Origin of the sequence: Aquimarina litoralis, assembly GCF_039523995.1 — a bacterium.
Classification (GTDB): domain Bacteria; phylum Bacteroidota; class Bacteroidia; order Flavobacteriales; family Flavobacteriaceae; genus Aquimarina; species Aquimarina litoralis.
Map to the genome: position 1 here is coordinate 95,827 of NZ_BAAAGE010000007.1, position 17,541 is coordinate 113,367.

General features: G+C 33.4%; 17 protein-coding genes. 7 read left to right on the plus strand and 10 right to left on the minus strand.

Going from position 1 to position 17,541, the window contains the following annotated elements; all coding sequences use genetic code 11:
* Positions 1 to 7: 7 nt before the first annotated feature.
* From ABD077_RS23610 to ABD077_RS23625, 4 genes are all read right to left on the minus strand, one after another.
* Entirely contained in the window at positions 8 to 1,123 is a 1,116-nt protein-coding gene (locus tag ABD077_RS23610; RefSeq protein ID WP_343914672.1) for an imelysin family protein, read from the minus strand.
* 99 nt (positions 1,124 to 1,222) lie between these two features.
* Positions 1,223 to 2,455 (minus strand): DUF4856 domain-containing protein, encoded by a 1,233-nt coding sequence (locus ABD077_RS23615; protein WP_343914673.1) that lies wholly within the window; start codon positions 2,453 to 2,455, stop codon positions 1,223 to 1,225.
* 160 nt (positions 2,456 to 2,615) lie between these two features.
* Complete coding sequence (locus tag ABD077_RS23620; protein WP_343914674.1) at positions 2,616 to 3,074, minus strand: heme-binding domain-containing protein; 459 nt, start codon at positions 3,072 to 3,074, stop codon at positions 2,616 to 2,618.
* A 13-nt stretch (positions 3,075 to 3,087) separates the two neighbouring features.
* Entirely contained in the window at positions 3,088 to 3,954 is an 867-nt protein-coding gene (locus tag ABD077_RS23625; protein ID WP_343914675.1) for a hydroxymethylglutaryl-CoA lyase, read from the minus strand.
* A gap of 208 nt (positions 3,955 to 4,162) precedes the next feature.
* On the opposite strand from ABD077_RS23625, the gene ABD077_RS23630 reads away from it, so the two are divergent.
* Positions 4,163 to 4,348 (plus strand): hypothetical protein, encoded by a 186-nt coding sequence (locus tag ABD077_RS23630; RefSeq protein ID WP_343914676.1) that lies wholly within the window; start codon positions 4,163 to 4,165, stop codon positions 4,346 to 4,348.
* Between the two features lie 40 nt (positions 4,349 to 4,388).
* Here ABD077_RS23630 and ABD077_RS23635 read toward each other — a convergent pair whose 3' ends face one another.
* Positions 4,389 to 5,015: a LysE family translocator gene (locus ABD077_RS23635; protein ID WP_343914677.1), complete on the minus strand. Its 627-nt coding sequence runs from the start codon at positions 5,013 to 5,015 to the stop codon at positions 4,389 to 4,391.
* A gap of 131 nt (positions 5,016 to 5,146) precedes the next feature.
* On the opposite strand from ABD077_RS23635, the gene ABD077_RS23640 reads away from it, so the two are divergent.
* On the plus strand, positions 5,147 to 6,058 hold the full coding sequence (locus ABD077_RS23640) for a T9SS type A sorting domain-containing protein (RefSeq protein WP_343914678.1): 912 nt from the start codon (positions 5,147 to 5,149) through the stop codon (positions 6,056 to 6,058).
* A 9-nt stretch (positions 6,059 to 6,067) separates the two neighbouring features.
* Here the strand turns inward: ABD077_RS23640 and ABD077_RS23645 are convergent, their stop codons facing one another.
* Complete coding sequence (locus tag ABD077_RS23645) at positions 6,068 to 7,105, minus strand: quinone-dependent dihydroorotate dehydrogenase (RefSeq protein ID WP_343914679.1); 1,038 nt, start codon at positions 7,103 to 7,105, stop codon at positions 6,068 to 6,070.
* 99 nt (positions 7,106 to 7,204) lie between these two features.
* Between ABD077_RS23645 and pepT the strand changes: the two genes are divergently transcribed.
* The gene (gene pepT, locus ABD077_RS23650; protein ID WP_343914680.1) at positions 7,205 to 8,443 is read left to right on the plus strand and encodes a peptidase T; all 1,239 of its coding nucleotides are present in this window, start codon (positions 7,205 to 7,207) and stop codon (positions 8,441 to 8,443) included.
* 126 nt (positions 8,444 to 8,569) lie between these two features.
* On the plus strand, positions 8,570 to 9,448 hold the full coding sequence (locus ABD077_RS23655; protein ID WP_343914681.1) for a mechanosensitive ion channel family protein: 879 nt from the start codon (positions 8,570 to 8,572) through the stop codon (positions 9,446 to 9,448).
* Positions 9,449 to 9,524: 76 nt separating this feature from the next.
* Here ABD077_RS23655 and yajC read toward each other — a convergent pair whose 3' ends face one another.
* The 4 genes from yajC to ABD077_RS23675 all read right to left on the minus strand — a co-directional run bounded on the left by yajC (position 9,525) and on the right by ABD077_RS23675 (position 12,531).
* A complete protein-coding gene (gene yajC / locus ABD077_RS23660) occupies positions 9,525 to 9,824 on the minus strand; it encodes a preprotein translocase subunit YajC (protein WP_299609368.1) in 300 nt (99 codons plus the stop codon).
* Between the two features lie 5 nt (positions 9,825 to 9,829).
* A complete protein-coding gene (locus ABD077_RS23665; protein WP_219009918.1) occupies positions 9,830 to 10,309 on the minus strand; it encodes a DUF1573 domain-containing protein in 480 nt (159 codons plus the stop codon).
* Between the two features lie 49 nt (positions 10,310 to 10,358).
* The gene (nusB, locus tag ABD077_RS23670) at positions 10,359 to 11,270 is read right to left on the minus strand and encodes a transcription antitermination factor NusB (protein ID WP_343914682.1); all 912 of its coding nucleotides are present in this window, start codon (positions 11,268 to 11,270) and stop codon (positions 10,359 to 10,361) included.
* Positions 11,271 to 11,433: 163 nt separating this feature from the next.
* Positions 11,434 to 12,531 (minus strand): Glu/Leu/Phe/Val family dehydrogenase, encoded by a 1,098-nt coding sequence (locus ABD077_RS23675; RefSeq protein ID WP_343914683.1) that lies wholly within the window; start codon positions 12,529 to 12,531, stop codon positions 11,434 to 11,436.
* Positions 12,532 to 12,671: 140 nt separating this feature from the next.
* On the opposite strand from ABD077_RS23675, the gene ABD077_RS23680 reads away from it, so the two are divergent.
* The 3 genes from ABD077_RS23680 to ABD077_RS23690 all read left to right on the plus strand — a co-directional run bounded on the left by ABD077_RS23680 (position 12,672) and on the right by ABD077_RS23690 (position 17,516).
* On the plus strand, positions 12,672 to 14,429 hold the full coding sequence (locus tag ABD077_RS23680; RefSeq protein WP_343914684.1) for an ABC transporter ATP-binding protein: 1,758 nt from the start codon (positions 12,672 to 12,674) through the stop codon (positions 14,427 to 14,429).
* A 78-nt stretch (positions 14,430 to 14,507) separates the two neighbouring features.
* Positions 14,508 to 14,900 (plus strand): PUR family DNA/RNA-binding protein, encoded by a 393-nt coding sequence (locus ABD077_RS23685; protein ID WP_343914685.1) that lies wholly within the window; start codon positions 14,508 to 14,510, stop codon positions 14,898 to 14,900.
* A 102-nt stretch (positions 14,901 to 15,002) separates the two neighbouring features.
* The gene (locus ABD077_RS23690) at positions 15,003 to 17,516 is read left to right on the plus strand and encodes a M14 family metallopeptidase (protein WP_343914686.1); all 2,514 of its coding nucleotides are present in this window, start codon (positions 15,003 to 15,005) and stop codon (positions 17,514 to 17,516) included.
* The last annotated feature ends 25 nt before the right edge of the window (positions 17,517 to 17,541 follow it).

The following is a 17,541-nucleotide window of genomic DNA, read 5'->3' on the forward strand; positions in this document are numbered from 1 at the left end:
GATATATTTAATCTCCATCGGCATCTACAAAATCAACATTCACTGATATTGCCTGAAGCATATCTACTTTGATCAGTACAACATTCTTTTGTAATTCATCGTAGGTATTAAGCATCAAACTATTATTTGTTCTTACTTGTTCAGAGAAATCATCATTTAAATTAGCAGCAGTCGTTCTTGCTACGTTAAACTGATTATTGATCAAAGTACTTAAATCTTCTCCATCTTTAATGGTATTAAGAAAATCTAAATACGTCTTAAGACTTTGTCCTGTTGTACTACTTGTAAAATGCTCTCCATTAAAAAAGTCCTGAAGCGCATCCAGATTAGCATTGAATAACATTTTCGAAATATCTCCTTTATAAAACCCTTCTACTCGATCTTCTAGCGGAGATCCAGAAAATACTCCTGCAGGAATACCTACTTTCCCAGCCCTTAAATGCTTTTCATAATGAAAAATAAAATCGTTTACAATTCTATCAACCGAACTAGTAGCAGAAGATCCGCTATTATTCACAAAAGTATCTCTATAATTTGCAGTCCAATCAGTAACCACCTGAGATGTTAATGCATCCATTCTATTTACCAAATTGGTAAGGTATTCTTTATAATCAGCACCTGCAGTAGCATCGGTAAAAACTCCAACGATATTAGTATCCGAATCAGAAACACCATTTATTAAATAATCTAGAGCACCAAATCCTTGTTCATCCTGCTGACTAATAGAAGAAAGATCATAAGAACCAGAGGAGATATTACTTTCGATATTAGCTGTATTTACTGGGTACACATTCATAAAATTTCTGAAAGATATAGCTTCAGCCATTCCAATTTCATACATGCTTACCGATTGCCATGAAGTGTATGCTGTTAACCAAGCTTCTCTTAAAGATACCAGATTAGCTTCGTTTGTAGTAGTTACAAAATCTGATGTAGCGGTTTTTAGTGCTGTCATATCAGAGGAAAAATTTTGATATGCAGGAACTATAATATTATCTGCTATATTTTCTAACATCGCTTCTCTATCAAAATTATCAACAGTTCCTCCTTCATCATCACTAGACGAACAGGCAACTACAAAAAGAGTTAACACGAACGCTGACAAAAACAAATACTTCCTCATCTTATTTTTATTTATTCTTAATAAATCTGTGCAAATGTAAAAAAAGAGGTCGAAATGTTATTCACCTTTCGCCTCTTTTTTTCATAATTTATGAATTGTTTAGTTCGTACTACCTGCTTGAGCAACTGTAAAACTAAATTTAGCAGCGATAGTATCTGATAATGTATCCAATGTAGCTGGAGTTACATCCCATAAACCATTAGTTGCTCCCATTAATTGGTTCAACAATACTTCAACCTCTGTTTTACTAAAATAAGGTTGATTAGTAGCAGGATTTTGGGTAAACTGAAGGCTATAGATAAAACCAAACCCTTCAGATAAATCGTGAAAAACACTTGCATAATCAACTGTTCCAGCTTCTAGACCATTTTTACCTTGCTGTAAATAGTATACTGCTCTAATTCCTATAATCTCAGAAACTTTTTCTTTTACGATAGCTGCTTGCGCATCTCTAACTGTATAATTCTTAGCTACAATAGCTGCTCTACCTAATTTAAATGCATCATAAATCTCTGCTGCGATTCCTGCAAAATCAGGGTCACCTTCTACTCTACCTATATACTTATTAAGAAAACTATCCGCATCCCCAATAGTTGGGTTTGGATTTGCAGGATCTGCCGAAGCACCGTATAAATATCCATATGCTTCATCCCATTTATGTTCCATAGTAGTATATACTTGACCATCAGCTACTACTCCATTATCATTATTAGCAATATTATCTGCCTCATCCAAAACTGCAGTACCTAAATAATTATTTAATGCCTGATCTGTCATTAATGCTCCTATCAAACTTTTTGTAAAAGCTTGATCATATTCTAAACCTTTAGCATTTACATAACGCTCAGATCCTCCACCAGCTTCTTGTAAAAAACCTGCATTTCCTTCAGTTGCCATAACTGCCCAATTCGGAAAAACTTCATCAATTTGTCCTTTAATCCATGAATCAAAATCAGCTTTTATTTCTGCTGCATCCGTGGCATTGGAAGAAAAATAGTCTCTAGAAGCCGCAGTTTTATTTCTTACACTTTTATCAGAAGCATTTAGCGTAGCATCTTCAAAATCATCCGCATTTTCTTGATGATCAAACATTGCATCCACGATTGCTTCAGTAGTAGCTGTATTTTTAAACTGACCAATAATAGCTTCTGCCATTGCTATTCTAGTAGTTTGTCCGCTAAAGCTTACCGTGCTCTCTCCATCACGTTCAAAAACATAGGTTGCTGGTGCTTCTACCTGAACAACCGGAGTATTATCATCATCTGAAGAACAAGAGACTAAAAAGACTGCTCCTGTTATACCTATTACTTTAGCTATATTTTTTATTTTCATTGCTTTTTATTTAGACTTAATTTAAATAGTTAATGAGGTGCAAATATATCCATACAGAAATATTCTACAAACTTTATTTGTAATAAATCTAAATAAATTTAAAGTTTTAACAATTTCGTAAAACTAGGCAGGAATTTTAATAGTATTTTGAAAGCTAATACTAATCTATACTATATTTTTTTCGCAGTGCTGTAACCCAACTGATTAGCAACTCTTTTTCTTGATCTTCTAAATTTCCATGAGTCCAAGTATAAGATGGTAAAGGCATTTCACCTTCCTCTACTTCTTCTATCAACTCTTCTAATTTATGATCCTTCTTTTTAGCTGAATACGTTTCCCACTCTGAAACATTGAAATGTTCCTTTCCTTCATCTACATGATTCGCTAACCAATATGATACAGGAGCAATGTTAGCATACCAAGGATAAATAGTTTGGTTACTATGACAATCGTAGCAATTACTCTTTAAAATCTCTTGTATCTCTGAACTGGGTTTCGTTTCAATTTCAAAATAAGCAACAGATTCATAGCCAGACTCATTTCTATCAGGACGAATAAATTGAATAATTACTAATATAACAATTAAAGCTAGCCCTAGTTTTTTTAAGATGTTTTTCATTTCTGTGTGTTAGTTAATGGTATTTAGTAAATATCTTGGTTGCTTCATTATGAGAAGCTTCAAAACTCATTGTTTTTATATTCGTATCGGCTTTGGCTGTTGTAAAATAAGACAACATTCTTTCGGTTGGCATATTTCCTGTTAACTCATCTTTTGCCATTGGACATCCTCCAAATCCTTGAATTGCTCCGTCAAATCTTCGACAACCAGATTTATAAGCAGCATCCACTTTTTCGAACCAAGTTGTAGGAGTTGTATGCAGATGTGCTCCAAACTCGATATCGGGATACTTAGGAATTAAGTTAGCATATAGATACTCAATAGTCTCTGGATTAGAGGTTCCTACAGTATCAGAAAGCGATAAAATTTTTACACCCATATGATTTAACTTCTCTGTCCACTCTCCTACTATTTCGACACTCCAAGGATCTCCATAAGGATTTCCAAAACCCATAGACAAATACGCTACTACTTTTTTGTTAGCCTGATCCGCAAGATTAAGAATTTCTTGTAATGTTTCTACTGACTGCGCTATTGTTTTATGCGTGTTACGCATTTGAAAATTTTCTGATATAGAAAAAGGATATCCTAGATAATTAATTTCTTTATGCTGCACCGCATCTTTTGCGCCTCGTACATTAGCTATAATAGCCAGCAATTTACTTTCAGTTGTTGAAAGATCTAATTTAGAAAGCACTTCTGCAGTATCAACCATTTGAGGAATTGCCTTTGGAGAAACAAAACTTCCAAAATCTATGGTATCAAATCCACATCGCAATAAAGATTGTATGTATTGTACTTTTTTATCTGTGGGAATAAAGTCCTTAATACCTTGCATGGCGTCTCGCGGACATTCAATAATTTTTACTTTTTCAGTCATTTAAGAGCTTCTATCTAAAAGAAATTCAATTAAGAGTATAAAAATATGATTATTTTTCAGAAAACAGCATAAAATTCTCTTCTCCGTCAAACTGAATTATTTCAATTTTAAAAAAAATTGCAAAAGCGATAGTAACATTTTAGTTTTTTTGGAATGTACTAGTAAAGATCCAAATCGGGATCCATCAATAATTTAAAAATTAGACATTATGTTAAAAAACATTTTAAACGTAGAGGGAGTACAAAAATTAAGTAAAGAAAAATTAACAACACTAAAAGGAGGTATAATTCAACCAGAATGTATTACAGCTAATGGGCATGCAGGTAGATGGGCTTACCACCAAGGAAGCTTTGTTTGTCTTGAAGTTGATGATTCTGATCAAGATCTTCAATAAGCTTTTTTTAAGAGGTTACTTAAATCAAAGTAGCCTTTTTTTACTTTTTTGAAAACAATATAAAAATTCCAATTCCAATAAAAACTACAATCTGCATCCATTTTAAAAACACTCCAATTTTAGAACTCTTTTTTATATAAGTAGAAATATAACCTGCCATAACTGCAATTCCGCCGAAAACAATAAAAGATACCAGAATAAACAGAAACCCTAATACATAAAACTGTATTACATTACTTAATTCATTACTGAACAAGAATCCAGGAAAAAAAGCCAAAAAGAAAATAGAAACTTTAGGATTTAGTACATTCATGATAAACCCTTGTCTAAACAATTGACCTATACTTTTCTTTTCTACATTCTTTTCAGAAAACTGTATAGCTGCATTACTTCTCCAAACTTTATATGCTAAAAAAAACAAGTATATCGCTCCAGCCAGTTTAATCGTAAAAAATAAGACTTCGCTTTGTTTAATAATTACAGAAACTCCGAAAGCAACTAAGGTAGTATGCACCAAACATCCTGTCATTAAGCCTATTACAGTTGCAAGTCCATACTTTTTTCCATTCACAATACTTTGCATTAAAACATAGATATTATCCGGCCCAGGAGATATAGATAACGCTGCTGTTGCGATGATAAAAGCGTAAAGAATTTCAAAATTCATAAACTCTGTGTAAGGTTTTTACAAAATAAACGACCGTTCAAAAATATATATTCTTCCAAACAATTAGGGTAATTATCTATTCGACTGTTTAAAATATATAACACAAATTACTCTAATCAATAACCACACAAATGAAAAAGCTTATACTCAAAACTATTTTTCTATTATTTTGTTTACATACTTTCGGACAAACTACAGCTACCTACGATATTATTTTCACTAGCAACTGGGAAGCACACGGAACACTTCCTGGTAGTGCTCACTTTACAGAATTGGTAGTAGCAACCCATAACACCAACATTACTTTTCTAGAAATGGGAGGTTTGGCTACTCCGGGAATTGAACAAGTCGCGGAAACAGGAGGTTTCAGTATTTTCGAATCTGAAGTAAATGCTGCTATCAATGCAAATAATGCTGATCAGTTTATAGAAGGTCCGGATTTGTTTTTCAATGGACCAGGGAGAACAATTGCAATTAGTGATCTTACAGTAAGTTCCGATTACCCATTAGTAAGTTTAGCTTCTATGTTAGCTCCAAGTCCTGATTGGATGATTGCTGTAAATAGTGTATCATTAATAGACAACGGTGGGCAATGGATTCCTGAAATTACTATGGACTTATTCACTTATGATGCTGGCACGGAAGAAGGAAATGGTTACAGTTTAAATAATAGTCCTACTAATCCGCATGAACCTATTTCTTTGGTTGATCATTCTAGTACTCCTTTAATTAATGAAAGGATTGGAACCATTGTTTTCACTCAAAAACAACTGAATGTTGAGGAATTTAATAGCCAAAAAGAAGAAATAAAGATCTCTCCTAATCCAAGTAACGGTAATATTTCTATACTAGCTGGAAAAGTATCAAACATTAAAGAAATAGAAGTCTTCAATGTACTCGGTAGACAAGTTAGAAGTTACAAATTCAAAAATAGCAACAATACTATCAACCTTGATTTAACAAATCTAAACTCCGGAATATATCTGGTACGCCTGTTTACTGAAGCTGGAAGAGTAGAAACTCAGAAAATTATTCTTAAATAATTAATTAACCTATAAACCTTTTGCTATTACTGCTTTATTGATATCGCTTATCAATTTAGGTCCTTCATAAATAAAACCGGTATAGATCTGCACCAAGCTTGCGCCTGCCTCCAATTTTTCTATAGCATCGTTAGCGGTGTGGATTCCTCCTACTCCAATAATTGGAAATGATCTATTGCTTTTATCAGATAAATATTTGATTACAGCAGTACTTTTATCTTTAATAGGAAGTCCACTAAGGCCTCCGTTTCCTATTTCCTCTAGTCTTGTTTGAGAAGCTTTTAGTCCTTCTCTAGAAACAGAAGTATTGCTTGCAATAACACCATCTAGTTTTGTTTCTTGGACCAGTTCTACAATTTCATCTAACTGATTTGTGTTTAAATCCGGAGCAATCTTTAATACAATAGGCTTTTCAATATCAAAAGTTTTATTTTTATCCTGTACCGCTTCAATCAATTCTACTAAATAGTCTTTATCGTTTAATTTTGCATGACTGCTTACATTAGGGCAACTTACATTGAGAACAAAATAATCTACGTAAGGATGTAAAGCTTCAAAACATTGCAAATAGTCTTTCGTATAATCTTCTGGAGCGGTATCAGTATTCTTACCAATATTTCCTCCAATGATAAGCTTCCCTTGATTTTTCTTTAATTGAGTGATAGCAGCTTCAAGTCCTTCATTATTAAATCCCATTCGATTGATGATACCTTTATCTTCCTTTAATCTAAACAATCTCTTTTTAGGATTTCCAACTTGTCCTCTTGGAGTAACTGTGCCTATCTCGATAAAACCAAAACCAAAATTAGCCAATTCATTATACAACACAGCATTTTTATCGAACCCAGCCGCTAATCCTACTGGATTCTTAAATGTTAATCCAAAAACCTCTCTATGTAACCCAATGCCCTTTACAAAATATCTAAAACGAATTAAGGAAGAAACGAAAGGAAGTCGAGAAATGAATTTTATCAAACTAAAAGTAAAGTAGTGTACTTTTTCTGGATCGAATTGAAATAGAATTGGACGAATTAGTGTTTTATACATTCCAATATGGTTTTGGCTGCAAAAATAACTTTATAAAGCTTCTTATAAAAGTATATGAATATGTATTTTTGAAATCTTCAAGTAAAAACACACCTCGCTATGATTCCAAAAAAACATATTATCGATAGATTTATAAGTTACGTTACTATAGATACGGAAAGTGATCCTAACAGTGATACTACTCCAAGCTCTGAGAAACAATGGGATCTTGCCAATAAGTTAGTAGAAGAATTAAAATCTATTGGTTTGGAGGATGTAACTATCGATGAAAATGCATATATCATGGCTACAGTACCTTCTAATATAGACCATGAAGTACCTACTATTGGTTTTATTTCACATTTTGATACTACTCCTGATTTTACTGGAGCGAATGTAAATCCACAGATTATTGAAAGTTATGATGGTAAAGATATTATACTGAATAAGGATGAAGAAATTATTTTATCGCCAGATTATTTTGAAGATTTAAAACTATACAAAGGACAAACGTTAATTACCACTGATGGTACTACGCTTTTAGGTGCTGATGATAAAGCTGGTATTGCAGAAATAGTATCTGCGATGGAATACCTAATTCAACATCCTGAAATCAAGCATGGTAAGATTCGTGTTGGATTTACGCCAGATGAAGAAATAGGAAGAGGAGCTCATAAATTTGATGTACAAAAATTTGGAGCAGAATGGGCATATACAATGGATGGTAGCCAAATTGGAGAATTAGAATACGAGAATTTTAATGCAGCTGGTGCCGTAGTTACGATAAAAGGAAAAATAGTACATCCTGGGTATGCTAAAGGTAAAATGATTAATAGTATGTATATCGCTCAGGATTTTATTAACTCTTTACCTCGATTGGAAACTCCAGAACATACCAGTGGTCGTGAGGGATTCTTTCATCTTCATACCATGAATGGTGAAGTAGAAGAAACCAAATTACATTACATTATTAGAGATCATGATAAGGAGCATTTTGAAGCTCGTAAAGAAATGATGTCCAAACTAGGTGATGAGCTTAATAAGCAATATGGAAAAGATGTTATCAATGTGGAAATTAAAGATCAATACTATAATATGAAGGAAAAGGTGGAACCTGTAATGCATATTGTAGATATTGCCGAAGAAGCTATGAAAGCATTGGGAATTAAACCACTTATAAAACCAATCCGCGGTGGAACCGATGGATCGCAATTGAGTTATATGGGATTACCTTGTCCTAACATATTTGCTGGTGGTCATAATTTCCATGGAAGATATGAATATGTTCCCGTAGAAAGTATGATCAAAGCTGTAGAAGTAATCGTAAAGATTGCACAACTTACTGCAGAACGTAAATAGTACTTCGTCGATATTTTAATTATTTGGACGATTTTACTCTTTTTTCTAATTTCGAAATAAAAAGCAAATACCTCGTATAGTAGTAGATTTATGTGATAACTATTTAATCACTTTAAAACATAAATCATGCAAACTACAGAAAAAGTAGTGGATACAGCAGTATCTGCTACAACTGAGACCGGAGGTGCCATAATGGATTCTTTAGGAGGTTTTTTTAACTCTATACAAGAAGGTGTAGGTCAATATGGATTAAAAATTGTTGGAGGAATTGTAGCCCTAATTATTGGTCTCTGGATTGTAAAGATGATCATGAAGGCCATCAAAAAAGCGTTTGACAAAAGTAATGTAGATCACACACTAAAACCTTTCCTTGTCACTTTAGTTAATTTCTTACTAAAGGTACTTTTATTTATTTCTATTGCAGGAATCGTTGGGATTCCAACAGCGACTTTTGCAGCCCTACTAGCAGCTGTTGGTTTAGCTATTGGTGGCGCTTTTAATGGTTCATTAGGACATATGGCTGCAGGAGTAATGTTATTAGTTTTCCGACCCTTTAAGGTAGGAGATCTTATCGAAACTGGAGGAAAATTAGGTTTTGTTAAGGAAATTTCGGTTTTCGTTACCATCTTAGAAACGTTCCAAAACAAAACAGAAATCATTCCTAATGGTTCTATTACTTCAGGAACAATCACCAACCTTACCACCATTGGTAATTTAAGAGTAGATATGCCTTTTGGCATCCAGTATGGAACCGATATCGAAAAGGCAAAACAAATCGTACTAGAGGTAATGAAAAATGACTCAAAAGTAATGAATGACCCTGCACCAAGAGTGGCCGTTAATAATTTGGGAGCGAATGGAGTTGAGCTATTAGCACTACCTTATTCTACTTGCGATGATTATTGGGATGTATATTGGGATACACGTCAAAAAATTGTTGAGGCATTAGGCAATGCTAACTATGCAGCACCATTACCACAACGTATTGTGACTATGAAATCATAAGTACACAACTAAAATATTATTCATAAAAAAAGCGTCGTATATAAAATACGACGCTTTTTTTTAGCTATAGCCTTTATTACTTTTTCTTTTCTGCAGGTGGAGCATTTAATTTCTGACTCATTTCTAGTGAAATGGCAGATTTATCAAATGTTAGCTTTCCTGATCCAGTTTCGATAATAACGGCATTATTTTTTTCACTGAAGTCAAAAACTTTTCCATGAAGACCGCTTTTTGTTACGACACGATCTCCTTTCTTAAGTTCTTCAGCAAATTTCTTCTCCTTTTTAGCCTTTTGCATTTGTGGACGTATCATAAAAAAATACATCACTACAAATATCAGAAGTATAAAAGGTAACTGTCCTCCAAATCCTTCCATAAATATTACTCACTTACAGGAGTTCCGCTAACTGGCTTAGCTTTAGGAGTTACCATTGCCTTAATCTTAAGGATTTCTTTTCCTGCTTCAGTGTTTGCAGTAATAGTAACTTGTTTGTTCTGAGCATTAGGCTTTCCGTTAGAGTTAAACTTTACTAACATAGATCCTGTTGCTCCTGGTGCTACTGGTTCTTTAGTCCACTCAGGAACTGTACAACCACAACTACCTTTTGCGTTTACAATTACTAAAGGAGCTTTACCTGTGTTTGTAAATGTAAATGTATGCTCTACAACATCACCTTCGTTGATAGTTCCAAAATCGTGCTCTGTTTCAGAGAAAGTCATTACAGGAAAATCTGTGTTTTTTGCATCACGATCTGCAGCATCTGCTACATTTTCTTCTTTAACTTTTTCTGCTGCATTATCTTTACAAGACATAAATGTCAAAGCAAAAACACCAGCCAAAATTAAGATTCCTTTTTTCATTACTTGGGTTTTTAATTAATTGAGGGTTAAAAATACTATTTTTTTTGAACTACATAAGTCCACGGCCAACTTTATTTAATTTACCGTTTTCTTGATACTCTTTTGATATTTTATCAAGAATTCCATTGATAAATATACTACTCTTTGGAGTACTATATTCCTTTGCAATCTCTAAATATTCGTTAATTGTTACTTTTACAGGTATTGACGGAAACTTTTGGAACTCACAAATTGCCATTTTAATCACTGCTTTATCCAATTCTGCAATTCGGTCTTTATCCCAATTTGGTGTCTTACCTTCTATCTCTTTTGCAAACTCTACTCCTTTTAAGGCAGTTTTTCTAAAAATATCTTTTGCAAACTTTTTGTCGTCGATATCTTTATAAAGACTGGGTAATGACATATGCTCATCATGTGTTTTTTTGATTTTTCTGAGCATTTTGATAATTCCAGTGTTTACAAGCGGTAGATCATCAATCCAGGTAAGTTTTTGATCCTCTATATATTCATAGAGCTTTTCATTAGGAGCTATAATCTCTTTAAATACATCAAGAATAAAATCTTTATCCTCTTTAAAAGAGCTCATCTTTGTACTCATGTAATCTGAGTATAGTTCACTCTTTTTAATTTCTTTCCAAAGTATTTTTACATACTCGTCATCTAGATCCCAACAATTTAATTTCTTGCGATCCATAGCTTCTTTTAATTCTAGATTCTTTTCTAGCAATAAAAGAACTTCATTATTGATAAACTTTAAATTTGGATTTTTCTCTTCTGAAGTAGCTAAATATTTTTTCTGACTTTTTTCTACAAAATCAGCCGCATGTTTTCTTATTTCTACCAAAAGCTGCAGGTTAATAAGAAATAAATCATACATCTGATCGATACTAAAGAGTAAAAACTTTTCTTCTTTATCTAAATTATCACTTTGCGTCTGCTCCATTGCGTAGAGTGACTGCATTACTTTAACTCGAATATGTCTTCTGGTTAACATAAGAAATTACAAAGAACATTAATAAAAAGGGGGCGAAAGTGGTTCTCACTTTCGCCCTGCAAAAATACTATTATTTTTATTCTACAAGTTCTAAAACCTACATTATTATATTGTAAATTTTAGATTCCTATTATTTGCTATTTTTTTTAGAAGCAATTCTTTCTTCAGCAATGCTCATTGCCGCAGCATTAGTAGTCATCCCTGTAGCTTTTGCTTTATTCAAAATATCTAATGTTGTATTGTAAATATTTTCGGTTTTAGATTTAATCTGTTCTCTTCCGTACCCTTCAATTTCTGCATATACATTAATAATACCTCCTGCATTAATTAAGAAATCAGGAGCATAAACAATACCTCTTTCTTGTAATAAAGGTCCATGGATATTCTCGGTAGCCAATTGATTATTTGCCGCTCCAGCGATCACTTTTACTTTCAATTTATCTATAGTATCGTTATTTATAGTAGCTCCTAAAGCACAAGGCGCATAGATATCTGCTTCTTCTGCATATAAATCTTGTCCTCTGTATATATCAACTCCGTATGCGGCACTTACTTGCTCTAAACGCTCTTGATTGATATCTGCTATAACTACATTGGCACCTTCTTCTGCAGTCAAACGAACTAACTCCTCTCCTACATGACCTATTCCTTGCACCAATATCTTTTTGCCTTCTAGATTATCTGTTCCATAAGCGAACTTAGCAGATGCTTTCATTCCCATATACACTCCATAAGCAGTTACTGGTGATGGATTACCCGCTCCTCCTTTTTCTTCAGAGATACCTGTTACATAAGGAGTAACCTCTCTAACAGTATCCATATCAGAAGTCTCCATTCCAACATCTTCTGCAGTGTAGTATTTTCCTCCCAAGGTATGCACAAACTCTCCAAAACGTCTCATCAATGCTGGTGTTTTGATCGTCTTTGGATCTCCAATGATTACCGCTTTACCTCCACCAAGATTTAAACCAGTGATCGCAGCTTTGTACGTCATACCTCTAGACAAACGTAAAACATCATTTAATGCATCCCATTCTGTATGATAATTATACATTCTAGTACCTCCCAAAGCAGGTCCTAAAATTGTGTTATGCACACCAATTATTGCCTTTAATCCTGTATCTTTGTCTTGACAAAAAACAACTTGTTCGTGATCATTAAAAGACAATTGTCCAAATACCGGAGCTTCTTTTTTTAATTGATTTGCAGTAAGCACTTCAGTTATCATTTTCAGAAATTTTAAAATGTTATTATTAAATAATAGTCAAAATTGGAGTGCTAAAATAATGTATTTTTACGAATTTAAAATTTTTTGTTATTAAATTTTAAGAATTTGTTAATAATCGGGTTTCTAAAAATCAATACTTTATGCGTGCATTACGGCATTTAAACAAGTACTTTCTAAAATACAAATATCGCCTCTTAATTGGTTTATTCATTACCATTATTGCTAGAATCTTTGCTGTTGCTGTTCCTAAATTTGTAGGAGACTCTGTAGAGATCGTAGAGCAATATATCAATCATAGTATTACGGATATCAACGAGGTAAAATCAGGATTAATTACTAACATTTTATTAATTCTTGGTTCGGTTCTTATTGCAGCTTTCTTTACCTTTTTAATGAGGCAGACTTTTATCGTTGTCTCTCGATTTATAGAATTCGATTTAAAAAATGAGGTATTCGAACATTATCAAATATTATCTCTTAATTTTTATAAAAAAAATAGAACTGGGGATTTAATGAATCGTATTAGCGAAGATGTTTCCAAAGTACGAATGTATGTAGGCCCCGCGATTATGTATAGCGTAAACACAATAACATTGTTTGTAGTTGTTATTGGTTATATGATTACAATTGCTCCACAATTAACCCTTTACACCGTCGCACCATTACCTATTTTATCTATTTCAATCTATAAACTTAGTGTTGCTATTCATAAAAGAAGTACAATCGTACAGCAGTATTTATCAAAACTCACCACATTTACACAAGAATCTTTTAGCGGTATTTCGGTCATTAAAGCGTATGGAATAGAAAATCAAACACTCACCAACTTTACTGAGCTATCTAACACCAGTAAAGAAAAAAATATCGATCTGGTTAAAGTTCAGGCGCTATTTTTCCCATTAATGGTCCTTCTTATTGGAGTAAGTAATCTTTTGGTCATCTATATAGGAGGGCAACAGTATATTAATGGCACCATAAAAGATCTTGGAATCATTGTGGAGTTTATCATTTTTGTAAACATGCTCACTTGGCCGGTTGCCACTGTTGGTTGGGTTACCTCAATTATTCAACAAGCAGAAGCATCTCAGGTAAGAATTAATGAGTTCTTACGCCAAGAACCGGAAATTACAAATACGGTAACTACACAGACACCAATTACGGGTAATATCGTATTTGATGACGTTTCATTTACTTATGATGATACAAATATTACAGCTTTAAAAAATATTAGCTTTTCCATCAATTCTGGCCAGACTATCGCCATAATCGGAAAAACAGGATCTGGAAAATCCACTATTTTGGATTTATTAGGAAGATTATATGATGTAAGTCATGGAGAAATAAAAGTAGACAATACTTCTATTCAAAAATTAAACCTCATCGACTTAAGATCCTCAATTGGATATGTGCCGCAAGATGCATTTTTATTCAGCGACTCTATTAGAAACAATATTAAGTTTGGAAAAACAGACGCCTCAGATGATGATGTAATCCAAGCCGCAAAAAACTCTGCGGTTCATAAAAACATTGTAGAATTCAGTAAAGGATATGATACAGTTTTAGGTGAACGCGGAATTACTTTATCCGGTGGACAAAAACAACGTGTATCCATTGCCAGAGCCATTATTAAAGATCCATCGATATTACTTTTTGATGATTGTTTGTCTGCCGTGGACACGGAAACAGAAGAAGAAATTCTGAATAATCTTCATAAAATTTCTGAAAACAAGACTACTTTTATCGTAAGTCATCGTGTTTCTACAGCGAGAAATGCAGATAAAATAATCGTATTAGACGAAGGAAAAATTATCCAAAAAGGCACTCATAATCAACTATTAGAGGTCGATGGATACTACAAAGAACTGTATCTAAAACAGCTTAGCGAAAAAGAAATTTGATATTTTGTTGTACGATTAACAATTTTTTTGGATTTTTGATTCCATCGTAACAGACTAATTAATTAAGAAATAAGGATTATGAGCGATAATGAAATGTTGGACAAAGAGGAAATTTTCTCAAAAGTTTTAAGAGCAGGTAGAAGAACCTATTTCTTTGATGTAAGATCGACAAAAGCAGGGGATTATTATCTAACTATTACAGAAAGTAAAAAATTCACTAACGATGACGGATCTTTTCATTACAAAAAGCACAAGATCTATTTATACAAAGAAGATTTTGCTGGATTCACTGAGATATTAAATGAAATGACCGATTTTATCGTTAATGAAAAAGGTGAAGAGGTAATCAGTGAGAGACATCAAAGAGATTATCAGAAGTCTTATGACCACAGTACGGTATCGGCTTCAGTTAATGAAGAAGTAACTGCTTCTACTGAAAGTTTTACAGATGTAAGCTTTGACGATATATAAGAATAATAAGTTATGTTAAACTTATGCAAACCGCTTCAATCTCTGAAGCGGTTTTTTTTATTTTCGACAGCATTAAACTCAACAATCGCAGATTCTATTCCTATGAAGTACTTCTTATCTATTATTTTTTCAATTTTATCCCTTTCTTCTTTTGCTCAAAAAAATCTTTCTTTAGATTATTATTTACCAAAAGATGTATCTTACAATCCTAACATTCCTACTCCACAGAGTGTTTTAGGTTTCGTTCCCGGTAAATGGCATGTTACACATGATAAGTTGGTGGAGTACATGAAAAGTTTAGCAAAAGCTTCATCTAGAATTACTATTGAAGATCGCGGAAAAACTTTTGAAGATAGACCTCTGATTCTTCTAACCATTACTTCAGAGAAAAACCATCAGAATCTTGAAAAAATTAGAAAGGAACATCTAGAACTCACAACAAGTACTTCTAATACAAAAGATATCTCATCGATGCCTGCTATCGTATATCAAGGACTTTCTATTCATGGTAACGAACCCAGTGGATCTAATGCAGGTTTAGTAGCAGCGTATTATCTCGCTGCTGCACAAGGACCCAAAATTGACGAGCTATTAGAAAACGTTGTTATTTTATTCGATCCATCTCTTAACCCTGATGGCTTGCAGCGATTTTCTTACTGGGCAAATACTAATAAAAGTAAAAACATCAACCCTGATCCTCAGGATAGAGAATATAGCGAGGTTTGGCCAGGAGGAAGAACAAATCACTACTGGTTTGACATGAATCGTGATTGGTTACCTGTACAATTACCAGAATCAAGAGCTAGAATAGCTACTTTTCATAAATGGTATCCTAACGTTTTAACCGATCATCATGAGATGGGAACTAATAGCACGTTTTTCTTTCAACCAGGAATACAATCAAGAACCCATCCATTAACACCAAAGTTAAATCAGGAACTCACAAAAAAAATTGGTAACTATCATGCCGACGCCTTTAATAAAATCGGATCTTTGTATTATACAGAAGAAAATTTTGATGATTTCTACTATGGAAAAGGCTCTACATTTCCAGACATTAATGGGGGAATTGGTATTTTATTCGAACAAGGAAGTTCTCGCGGTCATGCTCAGGAAAGTGACAACGGAATACTAACTTTTCCATTTACGATTAGAAATCAGTTTACCGCAATACTATCTACCCTAGATGCTGCCAAATCTATGCGTACTGAGTTATTACAATATCAAAAGAATTTCTATTCCGACGCGCGCAGAGAAGCTGAAAACGGCGCTTATCTTTTTGGAAACGAAAAAGATGCTGCCTCGGCATATCACCTCGCAGAAATCCTAAAAAGACATCAGGTTTCGTTTTATGAATTAAAAAATGATATTTCTTCAAACGGCAAAAGATTCAAAAAAGGATACAGTTATATCGTCCCAAAAAATCAAAAGCAAAGTCGCTTGATTAAAGCTATGTTCGAGAAAAGGACTACGTTTAAAGATAGTTTATTTTATGATGTATCAGCTTGGACATTCCCACTAGCTTTTAATTTGGATTATAGCGAAAGATCCTCTAATTCAGAATTAGGTAATGAAGTCACTAATTTAGAGTTCAGAAAACCTATTACAATTACAAAAAGTAACTATGCATATCTTATGGAGTGGCATGAGTATTATACTCCAGCGGTTTTATATAAGATTCTTAGGAAGGGATTAAGAGCTAAAGTAGGAATGACACCTTTTTCTGTTGAAAACAAAAGCTACGACTATGGAACTATTATGATTCCGATTCAGAATCAAAGACTAAATGCAGACGAACTCCATACATTTTTGCAACAGCTAGCTGTAGAAAATCATGTAGATATCACTGGAGTTTCAACCGGTTTAACTTCAGGAATAGACCTAGGAAGTAGCCAGTTTAGAGCATTAAGTTTACCAAAAATTGCATTGTTAACAGGAAACGGAATTACACCATATGACGCAGGAGAAATATGGCATGTAATGGATCAACGTTATAACATCCCAATAACAAAACTAAATACAGAATCTTTAGAAAGAAGAAGTTTATCTAGATACACGCATATCATTCTACCAAATAGCTGGAATCAAAGCATGAGTAAGAATGTGATCGACAAAATAAAAACTTGGATCAGAAATGGAGGAACTCTAATTGGATATAGAAATGCTGCACAGTTTTTTAAGAACAATGAGCTTATGAAAATTGAGTTTTCTAAACCAGAAAATAATGCTAACAACATATCTTTCGAACAACGAAGAGATTTCTTCGGAGCTCAAGTAATTGGTGGTGCCATTTTTGAAGCAAAAACAGACAGGTCTCATCCTATCAATTTTGGCTATAAAAATGATAAAATTTCCCTATTTAGAAATACTACTTTATTCATCAAATCTGATAAACAAAGCTACAATAATCCTATTCAGTACACCAAATCTCCTTTATTAAGCGGATATATTAGTAAAAAGAATTTAGACTCATTAGCAAGTACAATTCCCTTTAGACATCAAAGTTTAGGCAGAGGAAATACTATTTTATTTACTGACAATACCAATTTCAGAGCATTTTGGTATGGCACCAATAAATTACTAATGAATGCTATATTCTTTAGCGACGAAATGTAATAATTTACTTATCTTCAATGGATTA